This is a genomic window from Arthrobacter sp. 01T414, assembly GCF_056398965.1.
In genome coordinates this window covers 445832-464262 of record NZ_JBFTQK010000002.1, presented here as the reverse complement: position 1 = coordinate 464262, position 18431 = coordinate 445832, and the positions used below count along the sequence as shown (strand labels likewise).

The 18431-nt window shown below is 71.0% G+C and carries 17 protein-coding genes; 6 read left to right on the top strand and 11 right to left on the bottom strand.

Features of this window, described 5'->3' with window-relative positions; genetic code table 11:
- The first annotated feature begins 3 nt into the window (after nt 1–3).
- The 3 genes from AC1DK9_RS07590 (at nt 4) to AC1DK9_RS07580 (ending at nt 3273) form a co-directional block, all read left to right on the top strand.
- A complete protein-coding gene (locus AC1DK9_RS07590) occupies nt 4–1329 on the top strand; it encodes an MFS transporter (RefSeq protein ID WP_476915495.1) in 1326 nt (441 codons plus the stop codon).
- Complete coding sequence (locus AC1DK9_RS07585; RefSeq protein ID WP_476915494.1) at nt 1322–2608, top strand: FAD-dependent oxidoreductase; 1287 nt, start codon at nt 1322–1324, stop codon at nt 2606–2608. The genes AC1DK9_RS07590 and AC1DK9_RS07585 overlap by 8 nt, the downstream gene beginning before the upstream one ends.
- A 164-nt stretch (nt 2609–2772) precedes the next feature.
- Nucleotides 2773–3273, top strand: coding sequence for a mycothiol transferase (locus tag AC1DK9_RS07580; RefSeq protein WP_476915493.1), 501 nt, complete (start codon nt 2773–2775; stop codon nt 3271–3273).
- 64 nt (nt 3274–3337) lie between these two features.
- Here AC1DK9_RS07580 and ggt read toward each other — a convergent pair whose 3' ends face one another.
- From ggt to AC1DK9_RS07545, 7 genes are all read right to left on the bottom strand, one after another.
- Complete coding sequence (ggt, locus tag AC1DK9_RS07575; RefSeq protein ID WP_476915492.1) at nt 3338–5164, bottom strand: gamma-glutamyltransferase; 1827 nt, start codon at nt 5162–5164, stop codon at nt 3338–3340.
- A 96-nt stretch (nt 5165–5260) separates the two neighbouring features.
- On the bottom strand, nt 5261–5734 hold the full coding sequence (locus tag AC1DK9_RS07570) for an NUDIX hydrolase (protein WP_476915491.1): 474 nt from the start codon (nt 5732–5734) through the stop codon (nt 5261–5263).
- A 79-nt stretch (nt 5735–5813) separates the two neighbouring features.
- Entirely contained in the window at nt 5814–5963 is a 150-nt protein-coding gene (locus AC1DK9_RS07565; protein ID WP_476860962.1) for a DUF7340 domain-containing protein, read from the bottom strand.
- Between the two features lie 95 nt (nt 5964–6058).
- Nucleotides 6059–6994 (bottom strand): prenyltransferase/squalene oxidase repeat-containing protein, encoded by a 936-nt coding sequence (locus AC1DK9_RS07560; RefSeq protein ID WP_476915490.1) that lies wholly within the window; start codon nt 6992–6994, stop codon nt 6059–6061.
- Nucleotides 6995–7047: 53 nt separating this feature from the next.
- Complete coding sequence (locus AC1DK9_RS07555; RefSeq protein WP_476915489.1) at nt 7048–7551, bottom strand: N-acetyltransferase family protein; 504 nt, start codon at nt 7549–7551, stop codon at nt 7048–7050.
- Between the two features lie 281 nt (nt 7552–7832).
- On the bottom strand, nt 7833–8876 hold the full coding sequence (locus AC1DK9_RS07550) for an NAD(P)-dependent alcohol dehydrogenase (protein ID WP_476915488.1): 1044 nt from the start codon (nt 8874–8876) through the stop codon (nt 7833–7835).
- Nucleotides 8877–9129: 253 nt separating this feature from the next.
- Nucleotides 9130–9396 carry a hypothetical protein gene (locus tag AC1DK9_RS07545; protein ID WP_476860809.1) on the bottom strand — a complete coding sequence of 89 codons (267 nt, stop codon included), beginning with the start codon at nt 9394–9396 and terminating at the stop codon, nt 9130–9132.
- Between the two features lie 54 nt (nt 9397–9450).
- Between AC1DK9_RS07545 and hrpB the strand changes: the two genes are divergently transcribed.
- A complete protein-coding gene (gene hrpB / locus AC1DK9_RS07540) occupies nt 9451–12144 on the top strand; it encodes an ATP-dependent helicase HrpB (RefSeq protein WP_476915487.1) in 2694 nt (897 codons plus the stop codon).
- Nucleotides 12145–12177: 33 nt separating this feature from the next.
- On the opposite strand, the gene AC1DK9_RS07535 is transcribed toward hrpB, so the two are convergent.
- The 4 genes from AC1DK9_RS07535 to AC1DK9_RS07520 all read right to left on the bottom strand — a co-directional run bounded on the left by AC1DK9_RS07535 (nt 12178) and on the right by AC1DK9_RS07520 (nt 14435).
- Complete coding sequence (locus tag AC1DK9_RS07535) at nt 12178–12399, bottom strand: hypothetical protein (RefSeq protein WP_476860807.1); 222 nt, start codon at nt 12397–12399, stop codon at nt 12178–12180.
- Nucleotides 12400–12472: 73 nt separating this feature from the next.
- Nucleotides 12473–13114, bottom strand: coding sequence for an amidohydrolase family protein (locus AC1DK9_RS07530; RefSeq protein WP_476915486.1), 642 nt, complete (start codon nt 13112–13114; stop codon nt 12473–12475).
- Between the two features lie 291 nt (nt 13115–13405).
- Nucleotides 13406–14098, bottom strand: a complete 693-nt coding sequence (locus tag AC1DK9_RS07525) for an alpha/beta hydrolase family protein (protein ID WP_476915485.1) — start codon at nt 14096–14098, stop codon at nt 13406–13408.
- Nucleotides 14085–14435: a hypothetical protein gene (locus AC1DK9_RS07520; RefSeq protein WP_476860804.1), complete on the bottom strand. Its 351-nt coding sequence runs from the start codon at nt 14433–14435 to the stop codon at nt 14085–14087. The genes AC1DK9_RS07525 and AC1DK9_RS07520 overlap by 14 nt, the downstream gene beginning before the upstream one ends.
- 166 nt (nt 14436–14601) lie before the next feature.
- Between AC1DK9_RS07520 and AC1DK9_RS07515 the strand changes: the two genes are divergently transcribed.
- Nucleotides 14602–15885: a class I SAM-dependent methyltransferase gene (locus AC1DK9_RS07515; protein WP_476915484.1), complete on the top strand. Its 1284-nt coding sequence runs from the start codon at nt 14602–14604 to the stop codon at nt 15883–15885.
- The gene (locus tag AC1DK9_RS07510) at nt 15885–18428 is read left to right on the top strand and encodes a cation-translocating P-type ATPase (RefSeq protein ID WP_476915483.1); all 2544 of its coding nucleotides are present in this window, start codon (nt 15885–15887) and stop codon (nt 18426–18428) included. Before AC1DK9_RS07515 ends, AC1DK9_RS07510 begins: the two co-directional genes overlap by 1 nt.
- The last annotated feature ends 3 nt before the right edge of the window (nt 18429–18431 follow it).

Genomic DNA, 18431 nt, shown 5'->3' with positions numbered 1-18431 from the left:
GGCATGAATCACACACCATCTGTTGCAGCGCCGCAACGGTCCGCGCCGGAGTCTCCGGGCCCCTCGCCCGCTGACGGGCCTACCTCCCGGTTTTCCAAAGCCTCGGCGGCCGCCGTCCTCGTCTGCTGGCTCCTCGTCGTTTTCGACGGCTACGACCTGATCGTCTACGGCACCGTCCAGTCCTCCCTCATCTCCGAGACCGGGTGGGGCCTGAGCAAGGCCACCGCCGGGACCATCGGTTCGATGGCCTTCGTCGGCATGATGGTCGGAGCTATCTTCGCCGGCCGGATGGCCGACTCCTGGGGACGCCGCCGCACCATCCTGGGCTGCGCCGTCGTCTTCTCAATCTTCACCATCCTCTGCGCCTTCGCTCCCAACGCCCCCGTCTTCGGCGCCCTCCGGCTCCTGGCCGGCGTCGGCCTCGGCGGGCTGGTGCCCTCGGCCAACGCCCTCGTGGCCGAACTGGTCCCCACCAAGTGGCGGTCCACCATCGCCACGCTGATGATGTCCGGCGTCCCGATCGGCGGATCCATCGCCGCCCTTGTCGGCATCCAGCTGATCCCGGCCTTCGGCTGGGAATCCATGTTCCTGGTGGCCTCGGTGGCGCTGCTGGTTGTGGTGCCGCTGGGACTGAAATACCTGCCCGAGACCCTCGCCCCGGCAACCGCCGCAGGGAGCACGGCCGGCAAGGGCCGCACGCTCCGGGAACCGGCCGGCTTCTCCTCCCTGCTCCGCGCGCCGTACCTGGGCATCAGCATGCTGTTCGCCCTGGCCACGATCGCCACCCTCTTCGCCTGGTACGGGCTGGGCACCTGGCTGCCGAACCTCATGCAGCTCGCCGGCTACAACCTCGGCTCTGCCCTGACCTTCGCCCTGGCCCTCAACCTCGGAGCGGTGGCGGGTTCGGTCCTGACGGCCTGGGCCGGGACCCGTTTCGGCCCGATCCCGACGGCGATCGCCGCCGCCGCCGTCGCCGCCGGCGCCCTCGTGGTCCTCGTGACCGGACCGCCCGTCGCCGTCGTCTACTTCATGCTCGTCCTCGCCGGCGTCGGAACCCACGGCACGCAGTGCCTGATCATTGCCGCCGTCGCAAGCCATTACCCCGGACACCTGCGCGGCACCGCGCTGGGCTGGGCGCTTGGCACGGGCCGCATCGGCGCCGTCGCCGCACCCCAAATCGGCGGCCTGCTGCTGGCCGCCGGGCTGGGCGTCAATTCCAATTTCCTCGCCTTCGCCGGCGCAGCCGCCATTGCCGCGGTCCTGCTGGTCGTCGTCGGCCTCAAACTCACAGCTAAAATCTCGACCCCGCAAGGAGCAAGCAATGTCTGAGCACGTCCTCTCCACCAGTTTCCCGTCCGCCGAGAGCCCGTCCACCGACGTCCTGGTCATCGGAGGGGGAATGGCCGGACTGGCCGGAGCCCTCGCACTGCGCGAAAACGGCGCCAACGTCACCCTCGTGGAGCGGGCTCCCGAATTCGGCGAGGTTGGCGCCGGGCTGCAGATGGCCCCCAACGCCTCCCGCGTCCTGAAGCGCTGGGGCCTGCTGGAAAAGGCGCTCGAAATCGGCGTCCAGCCCAAGCACCTCGTGTTCCGCGACGCCGTCACCGGCGAGGAGCTCACCCGCCAGAGCCTCGGCGGGGAATTCGCGGAACGCTACGGCGCGCCCTACGTCGTGATCCACCGCAGCGACCTGCACCGGGTGCTGCTCGAAGGCTGCGAAGCCGCCGGCGTCACGCTCGTCAACGACGTCATGGTCGAGAGCGTGGAAACCGTCAACGGCCGCGGCGTGGCCCACACCGCAGCGGGCGTGGACTACGAGGCCGACGTCGTGATCGGCGCCGACGGACTCCGGTCCACGCTGCGCCCGCTCGTGACCAACGACGAGCCCGTCTCCTCGGCCTACGTCGCCTACCGCGGCACCGTCCCGATCACCGAAGACACCCCCAAGGCCGACCTGGAGGACGTCATCGTCTACCTCGGCCCGGACTGCCACCTGGTGCAGTACCCGCTGCGCAAGGGCGAGCTGCTGAACACCGTGGCCGTCTTCAAATCCCCGTCCTTCGAACGCGGCGAGGAGCAATACGGCGGCGTCGACGAGCTCGAGGCCGCGTACAAGGACTGCGTTCCTGCCGTCCAGGAGGCGCTGAAGAACCTGGCCACCGGCATCCGCTGGCCGATGTACGACCGTGACCCGATCGAGAACTGGGTCGCCGGCCGGATGGTCCTGATGGGCGACGCCGCGCACCCGATGCTCCAGTACCTCGCCCAGGGCGCCTGCCAGGCGCTCGAGGACGCCGCCGCGCTGCAGGACGCCACCGTCGGCACGGTCTTCACGGAGGCCGGCATCAACCCGGACGCCTGGGACGGTGCGATCAAGGAGTTCAACAGCGTCCGCGCCGGCCGCACAGCCCGGGTGCAGCGCACCGCGCGCGTCTGGGGCGAATCGTGGCACGTGTCCGGACTGGCCCGGACGCTGCGCAACCTGCTCTTCAAGAGCCGGAAGGACAACGACTTCCGGTACAACGACTGGCTGTACGGCCAGGACGGCGACGGCGTGCCCGCCGTCCGTGAAGCCCGGACCGGCGTGCAGGAGCCGGTCCCGGCCTGAGCCGCCCGCCGATGCCCGGCCACACCGGCCCGTTGCTCTCTCACCTCTGGTCGTTCTGAAGCCCCGGAACGTGCCGAAGTGATAGCGCAACGGGCTGGTCCGTGCCAGCATGGGCCTCGGCGCACCGTGCGCCCGGAAGAAACCTTGCGCCGGAAGGAACTGAGATGGAAGCCAAGGACCTGCTGCTCGATGCCTTTGGCCGGATCCACGAAACGGTGGCGGCCACGCTGGACGGGGTGGATGCCCGCACGCTGTCCCGGCGCCCGGGCGGGAACGGGAACTCGATGGCGTGGCTGATCTGGCATCTGGGCCGGGTCGAGGACGCGCAGCTTGCCTCCGCGGCCGGCCTCGCCCAGGTGTGGACCGCGCAGGGCTTTGCCGCCCGCTTCGGCTTGCCGCTGCCCGAGCGGGACACCGGCTACGGCCACACTTCCGCGCAGGTCGACGCCGTCACGGCCGCGCCCGAGCTGTTGGCCGCGTACTACGACGCCGTCCACAAGCAGACGGTCGGCTTCATCCGGGGCCTCGACGGCGGCGACCTCGACCGCGTCGTGGACACCCGCTGGGACCCGCCGGTCACCCTCGGCGTGCGGCTGGTCAGTACCCTTGCCGACTGCCTGCAGCACGTTGGACAGGCCGCGTACGCCAGGGGACTGGACGCCTGACCGGCGCCTGACCGGCGCCGGACGCGGGAAAACGGGTCCGGGGAAACCCGGGCCGGCCCGCGGGCTACCGCGCCGCGGTGAGCACCATCGCGGAGCCTCCGCCGCGCCGGACCGGCTCGGCCGCCGCGGTCATCCGCCCGCCCGGGCCGAACTCGATCGCCGTTGCCGCGCCGATTTCCGCCGCCGAGGTGAAGGCGTCCCCGGAGGGCGTGAAGGCGTGGCCGTACCCGGCGAGCGGGCCGCCGTATGCGGTGATGAAGTCCGGTTCGGCGGTCACCTTCGCGGTGTTCCGCTGTGACGCCCGCGGGGCCGCGATCGCCTCGGAGATCGTCATGCCCAGGTCAACCCGGTTCAGGATGGTCTGCAGGACGGTGGTGATGATCGTGGACCCGCCGGGCGAGCCAAGGGCAAAGAAGGGCGATCCGTCCTTAAGGACGATGGTCGGTGCCATCGAGGAGCGGGGACGCTTGCCCGGCTCGATCCGGTTCGGATCCTTCGGGTCGTACACCGTGGAGAAGTCCGTCAGTTCGTTGTTCAGCAGGAAACCCCGGCCCGGCACCACCATGCCGGACCCGCCGGTCTGCTCGATCGTGAGGGTGTACTCGGCCACGTTGCCCCACTTGTCCGCGACCGTGAGGTTGGTCGTCGAGATGTTCTCGGTGTCCAACTCGTCCGCGGGGGCGGCACTGGTGTCCGGGCACACGCCGTCGTAGGCGGTGACATCGCCGGGCGCGACAGGCTTGGGGGCGGCCCGCAGCGGATCGATCCGGCACCCGCGCTCCTTGCCGAAGAGCGGGTCGGTCAGGGCGGCCGTCGGCACCTGCTGACCGGCCGGGTCACCGACGTACTTGCCACGGTCGGCGAACGCCAGGGCGCTTGCCTCCAGGTAGTGGTGCAAGGCGCCGGCGCGCGGCATTGCCGCGAGGTTCGACGGCGCCAGGATGTTCAGTGCCTCGCCGACCGTGGTCCCGCCGCTGCTGGAGGGCGCCATCCCGTAGACGTCCAGGCCGCGGTAGTCCACATGCGTCGGATCCTGGTCCAGCGCCCGGTAGGCGGCGAGGTCCGCAGTCGTCATGGACCCGGCCGGCACGGGCAGGGCGGTACCGGCAGCTTTCGCCGGAGCCTGGACCGTGGCGGCGATCTCCGCCGCGAGCGGGCCGCCGTAAAAGCCGTCCGTGCCCTGCCGTGCGAGGAGACGGTAGGTGGCGGCGAGGTCGTGGTTCTGGAAGATACTGCCGACGGCGGGAGCGTCGCCGCCGGGAAGGAAGAGGGCGCTGGTGGCAGGGAATGCCGCGAAGCGGGCCTTATTGTCGAGGGTTTGCTGGCGGAAGGTGCCGTCAACCACGAATCCGCGCGTGGCCACTTTGATGGCAGGCCGGAGGGCCTCGGCCAGGCCCAGGCTTCCCCAGCGTTCGAGGGCCCGCTGCCACGTCGCCGGGGTGCCCGGGACACCGACGGCGACGCCGCTGGTGACCAGTTCGGGGGTGAACCGGTAGGGCTGGCCGGTTCCCGGATCGATGAACGCGTCGTGCCGCATGCCTGCCGGGGCGGTTTCACGCCCGTCGACCGTGCCGACGCGGCCGGTCTTTGCGTCGTAGTAGACGAAGTAGCCGCCTCCGCCGATCCCCGCGCTGTACGGCTCGGTCACGCCCAGGGTAGCGGCGGCGGCGACCGCGGCGTCGGCCGCATTGCCGCCCTTCCGCAGCACCTCCAGTGCGGCGGCGGAGGCCTCGGGGTCCACGGTGCTCACGGCGCCGCCGTAGCCGGATGCCGTCGCGGTCTTCTCGGTCTCCCGCGGCGCCGCGGAGGCAGGGGAGGCGACGGCGGCGCCCGCCACGCCCAGGGCCAGGGCCGCGGTGGCGGCGGACAGTCGGCGTCCTACAAGATGCATGGGTGCTCCCCGGTTCACGTGATTGACAGGTTCTGTCACACTACCTGCGCCCGCTGTGACGTGGCAATGCGAAAGTTGTCACGAGGAATGCCCCGATCAGGCCGCCCCGCCGAGGTGGGCGATAAGCGCGTCCAGAACCGGCAGCTGGCCGCGCACCAGCTTGGTGCGCGCCGCGGTCTCGCTGAACCACGCGGCGTCGTCGATTTCCGGATAGTTGCGGACGACGCCGGATCCCTTCGGCCACTCCAGCGAGAACGTGTTGCTCGAGATGGTTTCCGGCTGAAAGTCCGATTCGGCGGCGAAGACCGTAATGACCTTGCCTGAGGACTGCCGGAAGCTGCCCAGCGGGAAATAATCGCCCGGCGGGGGCGGCGTCCCGATTTCCTCGGCGAACTCGCGCTTGGCGGCGGCCAGGGCATCCTCGTCCTCGGTGTACTCGCCCTTCGGGATGGACCAGGCCGCGGTGTCCTTCCGCGCCCAGAACGGCCCGCCCATGTGCGCGATCCACACTTCCAGCCCCGACTGTGGGTCTCTTCGGAACAGCAGCAGGCCGGCGCTCCTTACGGGCATGCACCCTCCGTCCACTGGCGCCGGCGCGGCATCGCTGGAGTGGTCCGGGCGGCGACCCCGGACGGTCCGTGCGGCGGGATTACCAGTTCTGCGGGTCGTTCATGTTGCAGCCCTGGCTGCTGCACTGCCTCGCGCTGACCTGCCAGTCGGGCTGCCGCGCCGCCGCGGACCGGACGTCCTTCCAGATGGGCACCACCCGTGAACCGCAGGCCGGGCACGGCGGTTCCATATGCGCGCGTCGTTGCGCCTTGTTCATGATTCCCCCAAAAACCTTCGATACCTACAGGCAAATTTAGCCATATTTCCATCGAAGTTACAAACATCCTAGGCGCGTGCTGCCCAGTCCAGGACCCGCCGGGCCCGCAGCGTGTTCCAACGGCTTGGGCGGCCGTCGCCCTCGTCCAGCGCGAAGTGGATCCGGCCCGGATGGCTGTTCTCCAGCTGCCAGGTTCCGTCCGGCTGCCGCTTGGACTCCACCAGCGCCAGGGCCTCCGCGGTCCTCTCGTCCGGAGCGGCGCCGGCGGCCCGGAAATAGTCCAAGCCGCGGAGCACGTCGTAGTGCCAGCGCACCGGGTAGGAGAACTGCAGCCACGCGGGATCGATCAGGTCCCCGGTGCTCTTGCGCCGCAGCAGGCCCCGCTCCAGCAGGTACTCCTCGCCGCGCTGCCGTGCCGCGGCCACGTCAGGGGACCGGCCACCCGATCGGCCGTACTCCAGCAGCCCCTCCAGCACGTTGATGGTGGTGTCGAACGAGGAACGGGTGGAACCCCGCTCCGCCTCGCAATTCCAGCCGCCGTCGTCGAGTTGTTCCGCCAGCAGCCGCGAGACGGTGCCGTCGACGTTCGCGCCGAAGTAGGCCCCGAGCGCGACGGCCATCCCGTTGATGCAGGGTTCCACCTCGCCGTCGAAGAAAGGCTGGCCGCCCTCTTCCCAGCGGCTGCACTTGCTGACCCGGCCGACGGCGGTGCGTGCCGGCTCGCTGCCGGGGTCCAGACCGAACTCGCGGAGCAAAAGCAGGCTGTAGGTGGTCGCGGTCCAGGGCTGGCCCGGTTCGGAATTATCGAAGGGCGACGGGAAGTAGGTGCCGCCGTCCCACTGTCCGTCGGAGCCCTGCAGCCCGAGCAGGCGGGCGCCCCAGCCGGAGTCGGAGACGCGGGCGCGCTCCGCGCCCACCTCCTCAGCGGACGCGTCCGTGAGGTCGCGCAGGACCTGCCAGCGCAGCGCGGGGTCGGAGTCGAGCAGCCAGTCCAAGACGTCCATCCGGACAAGCTAGCATCACCGGCCTCGGCCGGGGAAGGAGCCCGGCTGCGCCGTCACTCGCCGTCGTCGTCGGACAACCGCCGGAAATCGCGGGACAGGTAGAGCGCCAGCGCGGCCGAATTACCGCTGTCCACCGTGACCGCCACCCGGTTGCGGCCCAGCTGGTGCAGGGCGTTCAGGGAGTGGGCCAGCAGTTCCTCGGCGAGGCCCTGCCTGCGGTGATCGGGATGCGTGAACAGTTCGGCGATCTCGCTGTCCCAGTCGACATCACTGCCGGGCGCGGGCTCGGTGACGATAATGGCGGCCGCGAGTTGCCCGTCGGGTGCCGCTTTGACCGCCGACGCCTCGGCAAGGTGCCGCCCGCGGGCTCCATCGATCAGGGCATCGATCCAGCCGACCTCGCGGTCCGCCGGTTGCGGCAGGCTGTCCGCGTACGCCTCCCGGTACATAAGGGAGAGGCCTGGCAGGTCGGCGGCCTGGATGGGCCGTATCGCGGTGCCGGGTCGGGTGCCGTCGGGGGCGCCGGTGGGACCGGTCAGGATGATCAAGGGATTCACGGCGGCCCTGCTCTCTCTAGCGACCTCTTATGACGGGACACCCTGCGGGTATCCCTTCCAGCTTGGCCCCGCTTTGTTGCAGCCGCATTTCCGGCTGGTGATATTCGGGCGACGGGCGGGCAGTTGGAAGGTTAACGCACGCCTGCCGCCAGGAGTTCCGGCTGGGGACGCCGGCAGCGGTTCGGGGATACGGCAACGGTCCGGCGCTACGGGAATCCCCGTAGCGCCGGACCGTCTGCGCGTCATTCAGCCGGAGCCGCTGCGCGAAACCGCTGCGCGGATTAGCTCAGGGTCGCGGTGTCAATCACGAAACGGTAGCGCACGTCGGAGGCGAGCACACGCTCGTAGGCTTCGTTGATCTTCTCGGCCGGGATGACCTCGATCTCGGCGCCGAGGTGGTGCTCGGCGCAGAAGTCGAGCATTTCCTGGGTCTGGCGGATGCCGCCGATCATGGAACCGGCGAAGGAGCGGCGGCCGCCGATCAGGGCGAACGCGTTCACCGGCAGCGGTTCGGCCGGAGCGCCGACGTTCACCATGGTGCCGTCGAGGCTCAGCAGCTGCAGGTAGGAGCTGATGTCGATCGAGGCGCTGACCGTGTTGATGATCAGGTCGAAGCTGCCGGCGAGCTCGGTGAAGGTGTTCTCGTCGCTGGTGGCGAAGTAGTGGTCCGCGCCGAGGCGCAGGCCGTCTTCCTGCTTCTTCAACGACTGCGAGAGGACCGTGACCTCGGCGCCCATGGCGTGGGCGATCTTGACGGCCATGTGGCCGAGCCCGCCGAGTCCGACGACGGCGACCTTCTTGCCGGGGCCGGCGTTCCAGTGGCGCAGCGGCGAGTAGGTGGTGATACCGGCGCACAGCAGCGGTGCGGCGACGTCGAGTTCGATGCCCTCGGGGATGCGCACCACGAAGTCTTCGGTGACGACGACGTGGGTGGAGTAGCCGCCCTGCGTGATGGTGCCATCGCGGTCCACGGCGCCGTAGGTGCCGGTGTTGCCCTTGAGGCAGTACTGTTCCTCGCCAGCCTGGCAGTTGGCACACTCGCCGCAGGAGTTCACCATGCAGCCGACGCCGACGCGGTCGCCAACGGCGTGCTTGGTGACGGCCGAGCCGACCTCGGTCACGATTCCGGCGATCTCATGGCCGGGGGCGAGGGGGTAAGACTGCGGGCCCCAGTCGCCACGGACCGTGTGGATGTCTGAGTGGCAGATGCCCGCGAACTTGATCTCGATCAGGACATCGTGCGGGCCGACGTCGCGGCGCTCGATCTTGGTGGGGACGAGGTCCTCGGTGGCGGACGGGGCAGCGTAAGCGTTTACGGTAAGCATTCTTCTCCAGTAAGAGTCGGTGCGGTGTCGCGTCGTCGCGGGGAAGAGGAGGTCCGGGGATTGGGGGGGGGGGCGCCCCGGAACTTTCTGGCCCGCGATGGCGCGGTGGCCCGAGGGCGTATCGCCCGGAGCCACAATATGGGCCAACACCGTGCCCGTGCCGATTGTTCCGAGATGCGCCGGATTTTTTTCGCCGGCGCCCTTTCGGCTCCTTTTCGGCTCCGTTCTTCGGCTCCGCTGCCGGCGGGTGCCGCTAGCCGGCCATGCCGGGGTGGACGCGGACGAACTCGATCTTGTTTCCCGGATTGACTTTCTTCCTGGGCGCCCGGGAAAAGCCCTTGGCGTCCAGGTTGTTTTGCGCCCGGAACTCGGCGAGCGCGGCGTCGTAGGCAGCATTCAGTTGCTGGCCGGTGAACTCTTCGGTGGAGCCGTCGGCGAAGGTGATGGTGACGGGGGTGCTGGCGGGGAAGTGCCGGTTCATCCGGATGAAGCCGTCAGCGTCCTGCTGGAGATTGATCAATGGGTTCCGCCTTTGCGATTGGGAGTTCCAGTCTTCCTTAGTTTCGTCCACAAAATGCCCGTAGCAGTGGCGGGGGACAATGGAGGCGTGACTTCCACCCCCGCCGCCGGCAACCCGGCCCGCCCTCCTTTCGACCTGGGCTCCATCGGAACCGGGCTGGTCTTTGCCGGGTCCCTGGGCCGGCTCGCTGAGGCCCTGGAGGCGGGATCCCCGGGCGGTGCCGCGGTGGTCGAGGCGCCACCGGGGACGGGAAAGACCACGCTGGTGCCCCCGCTGCTGGCCAACCTTGCCCTGCAGGACGCTGCGCTGCGCGGCGCTGCCGACACGGCCCCGCGGATCGTGGTGACCCAGCCGCGCCGCGTCGCCGCGCGTTCCGCCGCCCGGCGCCTCGCCGCCCTGGACGGCAGCCCGCTGGGCGGACGCGTCGGCTACACCGTCCGCGGCGACCGTCAGGCCGGGCCCGGCACCTGGATCGAATTCGTCACCCCCGGCATCCTGCTGCGCCGCCTGCTCGCGGATCCCGGGCTGGAGGGCACCGATGCGGTGGTGCTCGATGAGGTCCACGAACGCGGGCTGGAGACAGACCTGCTGCTCGGCATGCTCGCCGAAGTCCGCCAGCTGCGCGGCGACCTCACGCTCGTTGCCATGTCCGCCACCCTGGATGCGCCACGTTTCGCCGCCCTGCTGGGGGACGCGGCGTCCGACGGCGGCGGCGCGGCCCCCGTCGTCGGCTGCCCTTCCGCGCTGCACCCGCTGGAGACCCAGTGGGCGCCCGCACCGGTTCCCCGCCTGGACGCCCGCGGCGTGACGCGCACGTTCCTGGACCACGTGGCGGACACAGCCGCGCATGCCCATGCCGCGGCGCTCGCCGCGGGAGAGGACATCGACGCACTGGTTTTCGTTCCGGGTGCCCGGGAGGTCTCCCACGTCGCGGCCAGGTTGCGGAGCCTGGCGGGGGCAGAGGTCCTGGAGCTGCATGGCCAGGTCGGCCCCGCCCTGCAGGACCGCGCCGTGTCCGGCCGCGCCCCGGGGGACCCTGCACGGATCATCGTCTCCACGGCGCTCGCCGAATCTTCCCTGACGGTTCCGGGGGTACGCCTGGTGGTTGATTCCGGACTCTCCCGCGAACCTCGCCGGGACGCCGGGCGCGGCATGACCGGCTTGGTGACCGTGTCCTGCTCACGTGCCTCGGCCGAACAGCGCGCCGGACGGGCCGCGCGGCTTGGCCCCGGACGGGTGGTCCGGTGTTACGACCAGAAGAGTTTCGGGGCCGCCCCGGCCCACCAGACTCCGGAGATCGCCGTCGCCGACCTGACGGGAGCGGCCCTGGTGCTGGCTTGCTGGGGCTCGCCCGGCGGCCGGGGGCTGGCACTCCCGGATGCACCGCCCATCGCTGCGATGGAAGAGGCCGTTGAAGTGCTGCGCGAGCTCGGCGCCGTAGGCACCGGCGGACTGGCGACGGAGCTCGGCAAAGCGCTGGCCCGGATCCCGGCGGATCCGCGGCTCGCCCGCGCCCTGCTGGATGGCGCTTCCGCCGTCGGGCCCCGCGCCGCGGCGGAGGCCGTCGCCGCCGTCGCCGGCGGGCAGCGCGCCCCCGGTGCGGACCTGCCCGGGCTGCTGAACGCCCTCCGCACCGGCAACGACCCGGCGTCCCGGCGCTGGGCGGAGGACGTCCGGCGGATGGAATCCCTTGCCCGGCAGTCCGGGACGCACGCGGACGCCGCACAGCCCGGCCCCGCGCGGCCGGCCGGTGCGGAAGACACCGGATTCGTTGTCGCCCTCGCGTTCCCGGACCGGGTGGCCCGCCGGGTGCCGGGGCCCGGGGAACGCTACCTGCTCTCATCCGGAACCCGGGCCGGGCTCCCGGGCGGCAGCCGGCTGGCCGGCCACGAGTGGCTGGCAGTCGCGGAGGTATCACGCGCCGACGGGCAGGACGCGGCCGGGACCGGCGCAGTCATCCGGTCAGCCGCGCCGCTTGCGGCCGATTCCGCGGAGGCGGCGGCGCGGCATTTGCTCAGCGACACGGTGGAGGCAGGATTCGGCCAGGGACGGGTCACCGCGCGCCGGGAGCGCCGCCTGGGCGCGATCGCGCTCTCCTCGACGCCCGTGCGGCCGTCCGCGGCGGAGGGCCGCACCGCGGTGGCCCGTGCGCTGGAACAATCGGGGCTGCAAACGATCGGCTGGTCGACGGCGGCGGACGCGCTGCGCCGGCGCCTGGCCCTGCTCCACCGCGAACTCGGCGAACCCTGGCCGGATGTCTCCGAGCCTGCCCTGCTGGCCCGGCTGGATGAATGGCTGGCGCCGGAACTGGAGGCCCTCGCCGCAGGTGCTGCGACGAACGGCATCGACCTGGCCGAACCGCTGCGGCGGCTCCTGCCCTGGCCGGAGGCTGCCCGGCTGGGGGAGCTGGCCCCGGAAGCGCTGCAGGTCCCCAGCGGTTCGCGGATCCGCATTGACTACCCCGAAGCGGGCGAGCCCGACGGCGGCCGGCCGGTGGTCGCGGTCAAGCTGCAGGAGTGCTTCGGCTGGGACCAGACGCCGCGGCTGGTGGATGGCCGGGTTCCGGTACTGTTCCACCTGCTGTCTCCGGCCCGGCGCCCGCTCGCTGTCACCGACGACCTGGCATCCTTCTGGTCCGGGCCCTACGCGCAGGTCCGGGCGGAGATGCGCGGCCGGTATCCCAAACACCCTTGGCCGGAGGACCCCTGGACCGCGCCCGCGACCGCCAAGGTCAAAAGCAGGATGTGAGGGGCCCGGCAGTGTGCACTTTGGGGGAAACCGCTACCCGGCTTCGGCGCCCTCCCAGGCAACGTGGACCCAGCGCTGGCCCTCGCCGTCCCAGGATTCCGAATGGCCCAGCAGGGCCAGGTCCTGGAAGCTGACCTCGATCCCGTCACGCTGAAGCTCGTCGCGGAGTTCGCTCGTGGCCTCACGGACGGCGGAAACAACTGCCTCGGGGTTGTCGGATTCGACGCGCCGGGAGGCTTCATATGGTTTGCTCATGGGCACCATCTTTCAGCCTCGAAGCCGTTATGGGAACCACCGGCTGCAGCGGCAGCTGCGGGCACAGTGCGGATCAGCTGCCGATCAGCCGTTCCCCGTTGGACCAGCAGACCGCGCGCAGCCAGTCGTCGTCGAGCCGTGGCTCCCGGTCGCGGAGCCGTTCGAGTGACTCAAGCTGGTGCGCGTAGGGGTACGGGATATTGGGGAAGTCACTGCCGAGCACGATCCGGTCCCCAAGCTCGGCGAGCCTCGGCAGCAGCCCGGCCGGAAACGGCGCCACGTCCTCGAAGAAGTCGGTAAAGGCCATCGTGGTGTCGAGATGGACGCGCGGATACTTCTCGGCCAGGGCCAGGAACTCGGCATACTCCGGCGTGCCCAGATGGGCGACGACGGCGGTGAGCCCGGGATGCCGGCGCAGCACGCCCTCGAGCTTGTCCGGCCCGGTGAACCCGGCCCGCGGGACCGGTCCGCTGCCCACGTGCACCACCACGGGGACGGCGGCCTCGGCAAGGAGTCCCCACACCGGGTCCAGGACCGGTTCGCGCAGGTCGAAGCCGCCCACCTGGGCGTGGATCTTGAACACGCGCGCGCCCCGGCTAAGGGCCGATTCGACCTGCCCCAGCACGCCGTCCTCCGGGTAGAACGTGGCGCTCGGCACGCAGTCCGGCTCGGCCGCGGCGAGGTCCAGGGCAAAGTCCGTTAGGTCTGCCGCCATCCCCGGACGGTGGGCATAGGCGAGTGCGGTGAAGCGGCGGACCCCCCAGCTGCCGGAGCTGCTGCAGCCTGCTGTCCTGGTCCGTGCGGTAGGTGATGGGCCAGGGCCTGCCCACCAGGGGCCCGGCCGCGTCGAAGTGCGCCCAGACCCGCCGCAGCATCCGCTCGGGCAGGAAATGCGTGTGGATGTCGATCAGCCCCGGCAGCCTTAGCCGCTGCCACCAGGCCGGGACGTCGCCGTCGGCCATAGGTTCCGGCCGCCCAGCGCTGGTTCCGGCCGTTCCCGGCCCGTTCACCGGGCATCCTTGGCAGCCATGTCCCCGCTGTGCAGCCGGATGAACTCCGCCACTGCCGGTGCGAGGTCTGCCCCGATCTCATCCGCTGCCCGCTTCGCCCCGGCCACGGCGAAGGAGTGGTCCCCGCCCTCACGCCACTGCAGTGTCGCCGCGTGGCCGATGCGCTGCACCACGGACTCCAGCAGCCCGCGCGTTGCGAAGGTGTCCCTGGTGCCCTGCAGGAACAGCATCGGCACGGTGAGTTCGTAGAGGTGCTCGTCGCGCAGCTTCTCAGGCTTGCCCGGGGGATGCAGCGGATAGCCGAGGTACACGAGGCCGGCCGCGGGCATGCCTTCCGCGACTGCCATCGATGCCATCCGGCCGCCAAAGGACTTTCCCGCGGCCCAGAGCGGCTCGCCCTCGGACCGGGCAGCCGCAGCGTCCATCGCCGCCCGCCAGGCCGCGATGGCCATCGGCGGCCGGTCCGGGAACTTCCGGCCGGCCTCGCGGTACGGGAAGTTGAACCGCAGCGTTGCGAAGCCGACGTCGTTCAGGGCCCCCGTGAAGCCGCGCAGGAACGGGTGCTCCATTCCGGCTCCCGCGCCGTGGGCCACCACGAGCGTCGCGACGGGGTTGTCGGGGCGGCAGTAGACCCCAGACACCGCGGTGCCCTCGACGTCGATGCTCAGCGGCTGCTCAGCGGCGGCCATGAAGCATTCCGCGCCGCGCGAGCCCGCGCAGTGACAACCCGACGGCGCAGGCCACCGGCGCCATGGCCAGCAGCATGGCGATCGGGTTGGGCCGGAACATGACGCGGCCGCGCGGGTTCCGGGCGTAGACGCCGAGGGGCAGCACGAAGCCGCCGCCCCCGCCGCCGGAGCCCGCCGGGGCTTCGTCCGAGGCAGGGGCGCTGCCGCCGCCGAAGCCGAACGACACCAGCGCCACCGGAATGAGTTCCTCGCCGCCGAGCTGGACGGGGGCTCCGTACGCGCGCGCCACCCCCACGTTTTTGAAAGCGTCCACGAGGGACGTAAATGCCTCAGACATGTCAGCCACCCTAACCACGGGCCGCGGCGAGCACCAGAGCGAGCACCAGAGCGGCCCGCCGGCCGGGGCCGGACTGCGCCCGTCCGGGCCGTCCGGCCCCTGTTCCGGCGCCCCGGTTGCCCATAGATTGGGGCTGGGACAAGCCGCCGGCTGAGAGGAATGAGTCATGTCAACTACCGCTGGAGCCGCACCGCGGCTGGCCGGAGCGCTGGCCATCGTGCTCGGTACCGAGGACATCCCGCTCCAGCTGCGGGCCTGGGACGGCTCGGAAGCCGGACCGGAGGGCGCGCCGCTGCTGGTGGTCCACTCGCGCCGGGCGCTGCGTCGGATCCTCTTCTCGCCCGGCCAGCTCGGCCTGAGCCGGGCGTACGTCGCCGGCGAGATCGAGGCGCCCGGCGACATCTTCGCCAGCTTCACCGCCCTCAGTTCGGCGGGGAAGTTCGCCCAGCCCGGGCCGTTCCGCCGGCCCACGGTCCGCGAACTGGGAGCCCTGGCCGCGGCCGCGGTGCGGCTCGGCGCGCTGGGGCCGAACCCCGCCCCGCCCCCCGAAGAGGCCCGCGTGGCGCGCAAGGGCCGGCGGCATTCCCGGAAGCGCGACGCCGCCGCCATCTCGCACCACTACGACGTGGGCAACAAGTTCTACGCCCTTGTGCTCGGCCCGTCCCTGGTCTACTCCTGCGCGGTCTGGGATACCCCCGAAACGGGCCTGGACGCGGCGCAGGAAGCAAAACTCGATCTGGTCTGCCGCAAGCTCGGTCTCCGGCCCGGGATGCGGGTGCTGGACGTCGGCTGCGGCTGGGGCAGCTTCGCCATCCACGCGGCCCAACGCTACGGGGCCGACGTCGTCGGCGTCACGCTCTCCGCCGAGCAGGCCGAACTGGCCCGGAAACGGGTGGCGGAAGCCGGACTGACGGACCGGGTCGAGATCCGGATCCAGGACTACCGGGACGTGGACGACGGTCCCTTCGACGCGATCAGCTCGATCGGCATGTCCGAGCATGTGGGCCGCGAGCAGATCGGGCACTACGTCTCCCGGCTGCACGGGCTGCTTTGCCCCGGCGGCCGGCTGTTGAACCACGCCATCTCCTGGAACGCCGGCCCCACCGACCCGGATCCCGATTCCTTTATCCCGCGCTACGTCTTCCCGGACGGGGAGATGCTCAGCCTGACCGAGATGATCGGCGCCCTGGAAGGCGGAGGCCTGGAAGTGCTCGACGTCGAGGCGCTGCGCCCGCACTACGCGCTGACGCTGCGCGCCTGGGTGCAGAACCTGGAGCGCCACTGGGACGAAGCCGTGGCGGCCAGCAGCCTGGGCCGTGCCCGGGTCTGGCGGCTCTACATGGCGGCCAGTGCGCTGGGATTCGAAGCCGGCACCACGGGCGTGAACCAGGTCCTGGTGCAGCGCGCCGGCGGCGCCGAACCCCCGCTGCGCCGGACCGCCTGGCTTTGATGTCGCCGGCATCCGCCGCCATCGCGGAGGGACTGTCCTCGGCGGAGGCCGCCCGGCGGCTGGCGGCCGACGGCCCGAACGAGCTTCCCACGGCGAAGCCGCGCAACCTCCTGCAGCAGAGCTGGGCCGTGATCCGCCAGCCCATGCTGCTCCTGCTGCTGGGTGCCGGGACCGTGAACTTCGTCCTGGCCGAACTCCTCGACGGCGTGCTGTTGATGTCCTTCGTGGTCGTGGTGATCGGCATTTCCATCTACCAGGAGCGCAAGACCGAGAACGCGCTCGCGGCCCTCCGGGACCTGTCCTCCCCGCGAGCGCTCGTGGTCCGCGACGGAGACCAGCTCCGCATCCCCGGACGCGAGGTGGTGCGCGGGGACCTTGCCGTACTCGCCGAGGGGGACCGGGTGCCGGCCGATGCGGTGCTGCTGGAAGCCCGCAACTTCGCGGCCGACGAATCAGCGCTGACCGGGGAGTCGGTCCCGGTCCGCAAGGCGCCGCAGGGTGGCGCCGCGGCGGAGGCCATGGGCCGGCCGGGCGGGGACGCCACGCCCTGGATCTTCTCCGGCACCCTGGTGGTGAAGGGCCATGGGCTGGCCCTGGTCAAGGCAACGGGGGCGGGCACGGAACTGGGCCGGATCGGCTCGGCCCTGCGCTCGATCGAACAGGAACCGACCCCGCTGCAACGGGAAATCGACCGGCTGGTCCGCTACGTGGCGGCATTGGGCCTGGCCGCCGCCGCCGTCGTCGTGGTGCTGTACGGGCTGAGCCGGGGGAACTGGCTCGAGGGACTGCTGGCCGGCATCGCGACCGCGATGGCGATGCTGCCCGAGGAGTTCCCGGTGGTGCTGACCGTGTTCCTGGCCCTGGGAGCCTGGCGGATGTCGCAAAAGCACGTGCTGACCCGGCGCTCGCCGGTGATCGAAGCCCTGGGCGCGGCGACCGTCATCTGTGTGGACAAAACCGGCACCCTGACTCTGAACAGCATGACCGTGCGCCAGCTGGTGGTCGGTACCCGGAGCTACACCCTCGACGACGGACCGCTGCCGGAGGCCTTCCACACGATCGCCGAGTTCGGCGTCCTCGCCTCCCCGGTGGATCCGTTCGATCCGATGGACAAAGCCTTCAAAGCGGTCGGCGCGAAGTACCTGGGCGACACCGAACACGTGCACGCCGACTGGGAACTGGTCCGGGAATATCCGCTCTCGGAAAGCCTGCTGGCCCTCTCGCACGTCTGGCGCGCCCCGGATGGAAGCCGCTACGTGGTGGCCGCCAAGGGTGCCCCGGAGGCGGTGGCAAGGCTGTGCCGGCTGGGCCCCGCGGAGCTCGCGGCCCTGACCGCGGAAGTGGAGGCGGCCACCGCGGGCGGCCAACGGGTCCTCGCGGTGGCGCGGGCCTCGTTCGACCGGGCGGGGAGCCTGCCGGAGCTCCAGCGCGACTTTGACTTTGAGTATCTGGGCCTGGTGGGCCTGCATGACCCGCTGCGGCCCGGCGCGGCCGACGCCGTGTCGGCCTGTGCGCGGGCGGGGGTCCGAACCGTCATGATCACGGGGGACTACCCCGGGACGGCCCTGGCGATCGCCCGCGAGATCGGCCTGGACCACGGCGCCGGTGTCATCACCGGCCCCGAGCTCGAGGCCATGGCGGATGAAGAGCTGGCCCGGCGCATCCGGACCGTCAGCGTGTTCGCACGGATGGTGCCGGAGCAGAAACTCCGGCTGATCCGCGCCCTCAAGGTCAACGGCGAGGTGGTCGGCATGACCGGCGACGGCGTCAACGACGCGCCCGCCCTGCGCGCGGCGGATATCGGCATCGCCATGGGCGCGCGCGGCACCGACGTCGCCCGCGAATCCGCCGACCTGGTCATCACCGACGATGATTTCAGCTCCATCGCCGGCGGCATCCGCCAGGGCCGCGGCATCTTCGACAACCTCCGCAAGGCCTTGGCGTACACCATCGCCGTCCACGTCCCGATCGTCGGCATGTCCCTGCTGCCGGTCTTCGTCAGTGAGTGGCCGCTGGTGCTGCTGCCGGTCCAGATCGCGTTCCTAGAACTCATCATCGACCCGGCCTGTTCTGTGGTTTTCGAAGCGGAGGAAATCGACCCGGCCATCATGGACCAGCCCCCGCGCCGGGCCGGCCAAGGCATCTTCGGCCGCCGGGTCCTGGTCATTGCCGCCTGCCAGGGGCTCTCCGTGCTGGCTGCCGTGGTCTGCGTCTACCTCTGGAGCATCGGCAGCGGAAAGGCTGACGACGTCGTCCGTTCGCTCGCCTTCGCCACCCTCGTCATCGGCAACCTGTCGCTGATCCTGGTGAACCGGTCCTGGCGGCTGCCGGTCTGGCGGACGTTCCGCGAGCGCCGGAACCGGACCCTGAAGTGGGTGGTCGGCGGTGCCGCCCTGTTCCTGGTGGTGCTGCTGAGCGTTCCGGGGCTGCGCGGCGCCTTCGACCTGGGGCCGCTGGCGCCGGGGGACTGGCTGCTGGCGGTCGTGGCCGGTGCCGCCGGCGTGGCCTGGTTCGAGGTCTACAAGACCGTTCGGCATCCCTGATGC

Coding starts and splice junctions, on each gene's coding strand:
- AC1DK9_RS07560 (WP_476915490.1), bottom strand. CDS start 6,994: ATGGACGTCTTGGACTGGCTGCTCGACTCCGACCCCGCGCTGCGCTGG.
- AC1DK9_RS07535 (WP_476860807.1), bottom strand. CDS start 12,399: ATGAGCAAACCATATGAAGCCTCCCGGCGCGTCGAATCCGACAACCCC.
- AC1DK9_RS07520 (WP_476860804.1), bottom strand. CDS start 14,435: ATGTCTGAGGCATTTACGTCCCTCGTGGACGCTTTCAAAAACGTGGGG.
- ggt (WP_476915492.1), bottom strand. CDS start 5,164: ATGCATCTTGTAGGACGCCGACTGTCCGCCGCCACCGCGGCCCTGGCC.
- AC1DK9_RS07515 (WP_476915484.1), top strand. CDS start 14,602: ATGTCAACTACCGCTGGAGCCGCACCGCGGCTGGCCGGAGCGCTGGCC.
- AC1DK9_RS07565 (WP_476860962.1), bottom strand. CDS start 5,963: ATGGAACCGCCGTGCCCGGCCTGCGGTTCACGGGTGGTGCCCATCTGG.
- AC1DK9_RS07580 (WP_476915493.1), top strand. CDS start 2,773: ATGGAAGCCAAGGACCTGCTGCTCGATGCCTTTGGCCGGATCCACGAA.
- AC1DK9_RS07510 (WP_476915483.1), top strand. CDS start 15,885: ATGTCGCCGGCATCCGCCGCCATCGCGGAGGGACTGTCCTCGGCGGAG.
- AC1DK9_RS07525 (WP_476915485.1), bottom strand. CDS start 14,098: ATGGCCGCCGCTGAGCAGCCGCTGAGCATCGACGTCGAGGGCACCGCG.
- AC1DK9_RS07570 (WP_476915491.1), bottom strand. CDS start 5,734: ATGCCCGTAAGGAGCGCCGGCCTGCTGCTGTTCCGAAGAGACCCACAG.
- AC1DK9_RS07585 (WP_476915494.1), top strand. CDS start 1,322: ATGTCTGAGCACGTCCTCTCCACCAGTTTCCCGTCCGCCGAGAGCCCG.
- AC1DK9_RS07590 (WP_476915495.1), top strand. CDS start 4: ATGAATCACACACCATCTGTTGCAGCGCCGCAACGGTCCGCGCCGGAG.
- hrpB (WP_476915487.1), top strand. CDS start 9,451: ATGCCCGTAGCAGTGGCGGGGGACAATGGAGGCGTGACTTCCACCCCC.
- AC1DK9_RS07550 (WP_476915488.1), bottom strand. CDS start 8,876: ATGCTTACCGTAAACGCTTACGCTGCCCCGTCCGCCACCGAGGACCTC.
- AC1DK9_RS07530 (WP_476915486.1), bottom strand. CDS start 13,114: ATGGCGGCAGACCTAACGGACTTTGCCCTGGACCTCGCCGCGGCCGAG.